The organism is Clostridium tarantellae (genome assembly GCF_009295725.1).
GTDB classification, from domain to species: Bacteria; Bacillota; Clostridia; order Clostridiales; family Clostridiaceae; genus Sarcina; species Sarcina tarantellae.
In genome coordinates this window covers 1-9,282 of sequence record NZ_WHJC01000135.1, presented here as the reverse complement: position 1 = coordinate 9,282, position 9,282 = coordinate 1, and the positions used below count along the sequence as shown (strand labels likewise).

The 9,282-nt window shown below is 24.1% G+C and carries 7 protein-coding genes; 5 read left to right on the top strand and 2 right to left on the bottom strand.

The window, feature by feature from the left end:
* The first annotated feature begins 249 nt into the window (after window positions 1-249).
* Window positions 250-1,650 (top strand): DUF2334 domain-containing protein, encoded by a 1,401-nt coding sequence (locus GBZ86_RS09615; RefSeq protein WP_152890120.1) that lies wholly within the window; start codon window positions 250-252, stop codon window positions 1,648-1,650.
* 66 nt (window positions 1,651-1,716) lie between these two features.
* Here GBZ86_RS09615 and GBZ86_RS09610 read toward each other — a convergent pair whose 3' ends face one another.
* On the bottom strand, window positions 1,717-2,832 hold the full coding sequence (locus GBZ86_RS09610; RefSeq protein ID WP_152890118.1) for a discoidin domain-containing protein: 1,116 nt from the start codon (window positions 2,830-2,832) through the stop codon (window positions 1,717-1,719).
* A gap of 301 nt (window positions 2,833-3,133) precedes the next feature.
* On the opposite strand from GBZ86_RS09610, the gene GBZ86_RS09605 reads away from it, so the two are divergent.
* The 4 genes from GBZ86_RS09605 to GBZ86_RS09590 all read left to right on the top strand — a co-directional run bounded on the left by GBZ86_RS09605 (window position 3,134) and on the right by GBZ86_RS09590 (window position 8,677).
* The gene (locus GBZ86_RS09605) at window positions 3,134-4,189 is read left to right on the top strand and encodes a LacI family DNA-binding transcriptional regulator (RefSeq protein ID WP_152890116.1); all 1,056 of its coding nucleotides are present in this window, start codon (window positions 3,134-3,136) and stop codon (window positions 4,187-4,189) included.
* 293 nt (window positions 4,190-4,482) lie between these two features.
* Window positions 4,483-6,150 (top strand): glycoside hydrolase family 13 protein, encoded by a 1,668-nt coding sequence (locus tag GBZ86_RS09600; protein WP_152890114.1) that lies wholly within the window; start codon window positions 4,483-4,485, stop codon window positions 6,148-6,150.
* Window positions 6,151-6,204: 54 nt separating this feature from the next.
* Entirely contained in the window at window positions 6,205-7,884 is a 1,680-nt protein-coding gene (locus GBZ86_RS09595; protein ID WP_152890112.1) for a PTS transporter subunit IIBC, read from the top strand.
* Between the two features lies 1 nt (window position 7,885).
* Complete coding sequence (locus GBZ86_RS09590; protein ID WP_152890110.1) at window positions 7,886-8,677, top strand: endonuclease/exonuclease/phosphatase family protein; 792 nt, start codon at window positions 7,886-7,888, stop codon at window positions 8,675-8,677.
* A 224-nt stretch (window positions 8,678-8,901) separates the two neighbouring features.
* Here GBZ86_RS09590 and GBZ86_RS09585 read toward each other — a convergent pair whose 3' ends face one another.
* Window positions 8,902-9,228: a HesB-like protein gene (locus GBZ86_RS09585; protein WP_152890108.1), complete on the bottom strand. Its 327-nt coding sequence runs from the start codon at window positions 9,226-9,228 to the stop codon at window positions 8,902-8,904.
* Window positions 9,229-9,282 lie beyond the last annotated feature (54 nt).

Below are 9,282 nucleotides of genomic sequence, written 5' to 3'. Positions count from 1 at the left end.
TAAATTTTTAAAAAGTAAATAAAATATTATATAAATATTAAGAAATACATTTATTTTATGATAAATATGTAATTAATGAATTTTGAAGAAAAAATTAAAAAAGTATACACTAAATAGTTTAAATTAATATGTAGTTTATTTAATTGTACAGTTAAATGAAATACATATTAATTTATTAATGATAATATAGTATTAAAAGATAAATGCAAGTGTTAAAATAAAGTTCAATTGTATTTAGGAGGTGAAATTTTGAATGTAAAAAAACTAATGAAAATAATAGGAGTATCTATTGGTATAATAATAAGTTTATTTTTTTTATTTGCTATTTGTAAAATTATCATATTTAGAATATATATGATGGATGATATTAGAGTAAGAAATGGAAAAGTTCAGTATGAAGAGGCTTTTTTGCCTAAAGATATAAAGCTTATAGATGTTAAAATTGATAAAGAGGAAAGTAATAAGATTATTCCTATAAATGATGAAAAATTATATTTTAATGGTAAAGAGCTAAAAATTTCTAAGCATATTTTTCAAATGAACTTAAGACTATATGTTCCTTTAGAAGAAACTTTGAAAGAAATGCAAATTAAATTAGAAAAAGAAAATGATAATTTTAATATAGAAGATAAGGTGAATTTTAATATTTTTAATAATTTTTATAAAAAAGATGGTGAAAATAAAGAATTACGAGGTAAATGTTTAATTATAAAAGATAAAGTATATATTTCATTAAATGATTTAGAAGAATTTTTAAATTTAAGAGATAGATGGAGTAATAATTTAGAAAACATATATTTATTTAAGGATAAAAAGTATAAAAAACCAAATAAAGCAAAAAATATTTGGGGAAAAGCAGCTTTAATTAGACTTGAAGATGTAGCGTCAGGTGGAGTTTTTGGTAATAATGAAAATAGAGAGAAACTTAAAATAATGAGTGATTATCTTTATTCACAAGGGATTATTTTTCATTTAGCTTGGGTTCCAAGGTATGTTGAACCAAAAAAAAATATAGATAATGATTTTTTGAAAAATCATAGTATGAGTAATGTACAGTTTATAAATATTTTAGATCATTTAATAAATAGAGGAGCAGTAATTGGATTACATGGATATACTCATCAGTATGGAAATACTGTAAGCACTATAGGAGTTGAATTATCACCTTCTGTAAATAATAATGAAAATGCTACTAAAGAAGTAGCAGAAAGTGCTATAAAAACAGCTAAGACTTTAAATATTCCATATAGTTTTTTTGAAACTCCTCATTATAGAGCTACTAGAAAAGAGCAAAAAATTTTAGAAAAATATTTTAGGGTTTTATATGAACCTTATGGAGGATTTTGGAATTTAAAGCCTTTAATTAGTTTGAATAATAGAAATACTATATATGTACCTACTCCTCTTGGCTATGTAAAGGATGATGATGGAAAAATAATGGCTAATAGAATAAAAAGAAATAGTACAGGAGAAAAGCTTTCAAGTTTATTTGTTCATCCTTTTAAAGAATTAAAATATATAGAACTAAAAAATATAGACAAAGATGGGTATGGAGACTATGTTTATAATCAGGATTCACCATTACAAAATATAGTACAAGCTTTAAAAGAAACAGGACATGTTACTATTAGAGTTGATAATTTAAAATAAATATAAAAAATGAGTTGCTAATTAATTAGTAACTCATTTTTTATATATTAATCAATATACATTGGGTTATTCTTTAAATAATCCTACTTTATTTATGACAGGAGGATTAGTATAATCTAAGAAAGAAATTTTAACTTTAGAGCTTTTTATAGTTGGAAGTTTAGCTAAATGTTTATAACCAATATTTTTTCCACTATATAATTCAAACCAACCATTATTGTAAGCATATACTTTAAAAGATTGTACATTAGCACCATTTGGTATATATTCTTGAATACTAAGAATGTTAAATTCTTTTTCTTTATCAAAGTTTATTTGTATATATGGTGTCAAGTAGTCACCAGTACATGTCCAATAATTATGGTAATTATTATCTAATATATTATAAACATTTATACCATTATCATTAGTAGCTATAATTTTACCAGATATAATTAAATTAGTTGAAAATACCTTAGATAAATATTTATTTAAAGCTAATAAATTATTTTTTGTATTATCATTAATAGAAATAGTTTCATTTAAATCAATACTAAAAGCAGCAATTAAATTTTTTCCTACTGAGTTAAAGAATGAATCTTTAAGTTCATTAAAATCTTTATTTTTAGTGGAAATAAAAATGCTTTTACATGGCCAGCTTTCTGAAATAATATTATCATATAAATCAATTAAGTTATTATTACCACTTATTTGCGTACCAACTATACAATTAGCATTAGATTTTTTTATAATTCTAAAACATTCTTCTAAGTTAAGTTCATCTATATCTAAATTATCCCCTTTAATCCAAAATTGTGCTATAGAATTATAAGTTTTCATTAAGTTTCTTACGAAAGAACATAATGAAGAAGAGGATGAGATAATATTTTCTTTAATATCTAAACATAATCCCAATTTAATATGAAAATTTTTACATGAATCATAAAATAATTTAAGTATTGAAGCTTGTACATTTAGTTTATAATTAGGAATATTCAAAATAACTGTTTTAAATCCACAATATTTTAAATTTTTAATACATTCATTTACTTTATTTAAATAAAATTTATCCTCATTGAGATAATTTTCATCAAAATGTGTAAATGTATTCATTGATAGGTTTAAAAGAGCTAATTTTTCCTCTTTATGATATTTTAATTGTTCTTTTGTTGGAGTAGATTTTTTAAATAAAACTGTGCTCATAGCAACAAATCCTCCTTAAACTAAATTGCAAAATTTACTTGAAATTTTTTACTTAACTGATATTTAAAACAATTAGTATATCTTCTTTAATAATAAGAAAGTGTATTTAAGTAAAAATTATGTTATTAAAATAAAGTATTTCCTATAAAAATATTATAAACCTATTAATATAGGATAACAAGAATTATTTTGAAAAAAAGTAAAAAATTTACTTATATTTTTTTTGATTTTGTGGTAAATTTTATTTAGAATAGAAATATATTATATGATAAAAAATAATATTTTGGTGGAGGATAAGATTTTGAAAGTTACAATAAAAGATGTTGCTAAAGAAGCAGGTGTATCTACTTCAACTGTTTCTAGAGTATTATCTGATAGTTCTAAAATAAGTTTTGATACAAAAGAAAAAGTAAATAAAGCAATTAAAAAGCTTAAATATAAGCCTAATATAATTGCTAGAAGTTTAGTTAATAATAAAACTAAAACTTTAGGTATAGTTTTTAATAATGAAGCGGGAGATTCTTTTTCTAATCCATTTTTTGTTCAGGCTATGAAAGGAATTAGTATTTATGCACAAGAAAAAGGATATTATATATTATATGTTTTTAGTAAAAATGAAGAAGATAAATTAAAAAATATAAAAGATTTTTCTAGTAATGGTATGGTAGATGGAATAATTTTATTAAAAGCAGAAAAAAATGATAAAGCTATAAATTATTTACTAGAAAAAGAATTTCCTTTTGTTGTAATTGGAAGACCAGAAGAAAGTTCTTTAGTGTTATGGGTAGATAATGATAATTTTTCAGCTACATATAATATAACTAATAAATTAATTAATAAAGGATATAAATCCATTGCTTTTATTAGTGCCAATAAAGAATGGAATGTTTCAAAAGATAGATTAAGTGGGTATAAAGAAGCATTAAAAAACAATGGAATTAAAATAAATACAGATATAATTTTACATAGAAAAGCCTTTAATGAGGTTGAAGGATTTAAAAGTATTGAAAAAATTTTTAAAAAAAGATCAATTGAAGCTATTTTAGCAACAGATGATTTATTGGCATTTGGTGCTAATGAATTTTTAAAGAAAAATAATATAAAAAATATTGCTATTGTAGGTTTTAATAATACTCCTTTAGCTAAATATCAAAATCCTTCAATATCTTCAATTGATATAAATGCTATAGAATTAGGATATGGAGCAGCTAAATTGTTAATTTGTAAGTTGGAAAATAAAATTTTAAATTGCAATAATTATATAGTTGAAACTAAATTTGTAGAAAGAGATTCTTTCAGAAAGGCAAACGATTGCACAATTATAAAAAAAGAAGATATCAACAGAATAATTAAGTAAAATGGTAATAATTTAAACAAATAAATTATTAAAAAATTGAAAAGTAAAATACTAGTTGATATACTTGAAGTATAATATTTAAATGTTTACAACAATTGAATTAAAAAATAAATTATAAAAGCTTAATTTAGATTTAATAAATTTTAGTTAAGCTTTTATAAAAAACATAAAAATTTTAATAAATATATTTATATAGATATAATTTTTTTTGAAATTTAGGCAAACGATTGCACAAATTAATGAATTTAATATATTTTTCTAATGTTGTAAAAAAGATTTTGGGAGTGGTTTTAATGAAAGAAAAATGGTGGAAAGAAGCAGTAGGTTATCAAATTTACCCTAGAAGCTTTAAAGATTCTAATGGTGATGGCATAGGTGATTTAAATGGAATAATAGCTAAATTAGATTATATAAAAGATTTAGGAATAGATGTTATATGGATATGTCCTATGTATAAGTCTCCAAATGATGATAATGGTTATGATATAAGTGATTACAAAGATATAATGTATGAATTTGGTACCATGGATGATTTTAATAATCTTCTTAAAGAAATTCATAAAAGAGAAATGAAGCTTATTATTGATTTAGTAATAAATCACACTAGTGATGAACATCCTTGGTTTATAGAATCAAAATCATCTAAAGATAGTGCAAAGAGAGATTGGTATATTTGGAAAAAAGGAAAAGAAGGAGAAGAAGGAGAAGAACCAAATAATTGGGAAAGTATTTTTGGAGGTTCTGTTTGGGAATATGATGAGAAAACAAAGGAATATTTTTTACATTTATTTACTAAAAGACAACCAGATTTAAATTGGGAGAATAAAGAGGTAAGAGAAGCACTTTATGAAATGATAAATTGGTGGTTAGATAAAGGAGTAGATGGATTTAGAGTAGATGCTATAAGTCATATAAAAAAAGAAAAAGATTTTAAAGATATATCTAATTCAAAAGGTAAAAAATATGTATCATCTTTTGATAAACATATGAATGTTGAAGGCATACATACATTTTTAGAAGAGTTAAATAATAAGACTTTTAAAAATTATGATATTATGACTGTAGGAGAAGCAAATGGGGTTAAAGCTAATGAAGGAGAATTATGGGTAGGTGAAGAAAAAGGAAAATTTAATATGATATTTCAATTTGATCACTTAGATTTATGGGATTATGAAAGTGAAAAAAAGTTAGATGTGGTTGCTTTAAAAAAGGTATTATCACAATGGCAATATGGATTACATAATTTGGGATGGAATGCGCTTTTTATAGAAAATCATGATATTCCTAGAGTAGTTTCAAAATGGGGAAATGATAAAGAGTATTGGAAAGAAAGTAGTAAAGCACTAGCATTAATGTATTTTATGCAACAGGGAACACCATTTATATATCAAGGACAAGAAATAGGTATGACTAATATTAAGTTTCCATCAATTCACTATTATAATGATGTAAAAACTATAAATATGTACAATGAAAAAATATTACAGGGTATAAGTGAGGAAAAAGCACTAAACTACATATGGAATTCTTCAAGAGATAATACAAGAACACCAATGCAATGGGATAATAGTAAAAATGCAGGATTTACTGAAGGAGAACCTTGGATGTTAATAAACGAAAATAGTAGTGATATAAATGTTAAAAGTCAGTTAGAAGATGAAAATTCTATATTAAGTTTTTATAAAAATCTTATAAAGATAAGAAAAGAAAATAAAACATTAGTTTATGGTAAATATGAGTTGTTAGAAGAAAAGCATGAACAAATATATGCTTATAAGAGAATTTATAATGGAGAAGAATTTTTGATATTATGTAATTTAAGTAATGAAGAAGCGAAGTTTAATAGTAAATTAGAACTTAATAGTAAAAATATACTTATAAGTAATTATAAAGTAAGTGATCATTATAATACTAAAAATATTACTTTAAAGCCATATGAAGCAAGATTATATATTATATAGTTTAAAATAATTATTTTTATTAGTAAAGCTTATTATATAATAGGAGGAATAAAAATGAAAAAAAATAATTTTATATCATTTGATTTTTGGCAAAAGTTTGGTAAAGCATTATTGGTAGTAATAGCTGTTATGCCAGCAGCAGGTATTATGATTTCTTTAGGAAAGCTTCTTGGTATGACTATAGATATAGCTATAGCTCATACCATAGCTAGAGTTATGGAGGATATAGGTTGGGCAATAATAGGTAACTTAAATATATTATTTGCAGTAGCCATTGGTGGTTCCTGGGCAAAAGAACGTGCAGGAGGAGCTTTTGCGGCATTATTATCTTTTATACTAATTAATAGAATAACAGGAGTAGTTTTTGGAGTTACTCCAGAAATGATAGGAAATAGTACGGCAACAGTTCACTCTATGTTAGCAGGAGATTTAGTAGTAAAAAATTATTTTACATCAATTTTAGGAGCACCAGCTTTGAATATGGGAGTATTTATTGGAATTATATCTGGATTTTTAGGTGCTAACTTATATAATAAGTATTATAACTTTGATAAATTACCATCAGCACTTGCTTTTTTTAATGGTAAACGTTTTGTTCCTTTTGTAGTTATTTTAGGTTCTGTAGTAACAGCACTAATATTATCTTTATTCTGGCCATTTATACAAAGTGCATTAAATGCCTTTGGTCAATGGATTGCTACATCAAAAGATACAGCACCTGTAGTAGCACCTTTTGTATACGGAGCATTAGAAAGATTATTATTACCTTTTGGACTTCATCATATGCTAACAGTTCCTATAAATTATACAGAACTTGGTGGCATATATAGTATTATGACAGGAAGTGCTGCTGGACAAGTTGTTGCAGGACAAGACCCATTATGGTTAGCATGGGTTAATGATTTAAATAACTTAAAATCAGCAGGAGATATGACTGCCTATACAAATTTATTAAATAGTGTTACACCAGCACGTTTTAAAGCAGGACAAATAATACTTTCAACAGGTTCACTTTTAGGGGTAGCACTTGCAATGTACAAAAATGTAGATAAAGATAAAAAGAAAAAATATAAAACAATGTTTTTTTCAGCAGCTTTAGCAGTTATTTTAACAGGAGTTACTGAGCCAATAGAATTTATGTTCATGTTTGTATCACCTATATTATTTATAGTTTATGCTATAATAACAGGAATTGGCTTTGCTATAGCTGATATATTTCATATGAGAGTACATGCTTTTGGAGCAATAGAATTACTTACTCGTACTCCCATGATGATAAATGCTGGTTTAACTGGAGATTTAATAGTATTTTTAATAGCTTGTGTAGTATTTTTCTTTATAAACTATTTTGTTATGAACTTATTAATTAAAAAATTTAATATTGCTACTCCAGGACGTAAAGGTAATTATATAGAAGATATAGAACCAACAGAAGCTAATGCTGTTAAGATAGGACAAGGCTCAAAAGCTACTATAATTACATCAAATTCTCATAATGCTCAAGCTTTAGAAGTAATAAAGTTACTTGGAGGACATGATAACATAGAAGATGTAGATGCTTGTATGACTAGGCTTCGTGTTACAGTTAAAGATAAAACTTTAGTTGGACAAGAAAATCAATGGAAAAAGAATGGTGCTTTAGGCTTAATAGTTAAAGATAAAGGAGTTCAAGCTATTTATGGACCGAAAGCAGATGTATTAAAGTCAACTATTCAAGATATTTTAGGAGTATAAAATGAAACTACTTACTTTAAATTGTCATTCTTGGCAAGAGGAGAATCAAATAAAAAAAATAAAATACTTAGCTAAAGCTATAAAAGAAAATGAATATGATATTATAGCTTTTCAAGAAATAAGTAGATTAAGAATTAAAAAAATTAATAAGGATAACTTTGAAAATAAGGATTATTTATTAATACTTTTAGAGGAGCTAAAATCATTAGGAATAGATCATTATAATTATATGTGGGATTTTTCTCACATTGGTTATAATATATATGAAGAAGGACTAGCTATTTTAACAAAGTATAAAATATTAAATAAAAAAAGTTTTTTTATATCACAATGCAAAGATATAAATTATTGGAAATCTAGAAAAATTATAGGTGCTACAATAGAATATAACAATAATTTAATTGATGTATACTCCTGTCATTTAGGATGGTGGCATGATGAAGATGAACCATTTAAGACACAGATTACAAACTTGTTAAAAGAAATAAAAAGTGATAGATTGAGTTTTTTTATGGGGGATTTTAACAATAGTGCTACTGTAAGGGAAGAAGGATATGATTATTTATTAAGTAAAGAATTATTAGATACGTATAATTTAGCAGAAAATAAAGATGATGGTTTTACAGTGACAGGTAAAATTGCAGGTTGGGAAAAAAATAGTTTAGATTTAAGATTAGATATAATATTTGTTAATAAACCTATATATGTAAAAGAATCTAAGATTATTTTTAATGGTTCTAATAAAGCAATTATATCGGATCATTTTGCAGTAGAAGCTCAAGTAGAACTTTAAAAACAATAAAAAATATTATAAGTTAAATTTTTATACATAAATTTTAGTTATTATACTTTATTAAAATACATATTTCAAAAATAAAAATAGTAATATATAAATAATGCATAGATATATTTAAAATATATCTATGCATTTAAATATTTTAGATAAAATAAAAATAAAGTGATTTAATTCATCTTTTTTGTGTAAATAATAAATTAAGGTATTATTTACTATATGTATTAATGACAACTAGAGCAACTAGAACAGCCACCACCAGCATTAGCTATTGGTTTAAGAGATAATCCTCTACCATCATTTTCTTCACTAGATAAAAGTACAAAACCCTCAAAGTCTTTAACTAAATCTTTATCTACGAAGAAAGTTATATCATTAATTTTTACAATTTCATCATTATCTTTTTGCTCATCCAGAGCAATATTAAACATTGGGCCGCCTCAGCCAACACCTGCTAAATTAATTCTAATGTTGAAATCTTTAATTCCATTTTCAATTAAAAATTCCTTGAATTCAGTATAAGCATCATTGCTCATTTTTACAACTGACATATGAAATTCCTCCTATTTATGTTTATGTATTTTAAATTAATATATATATATATG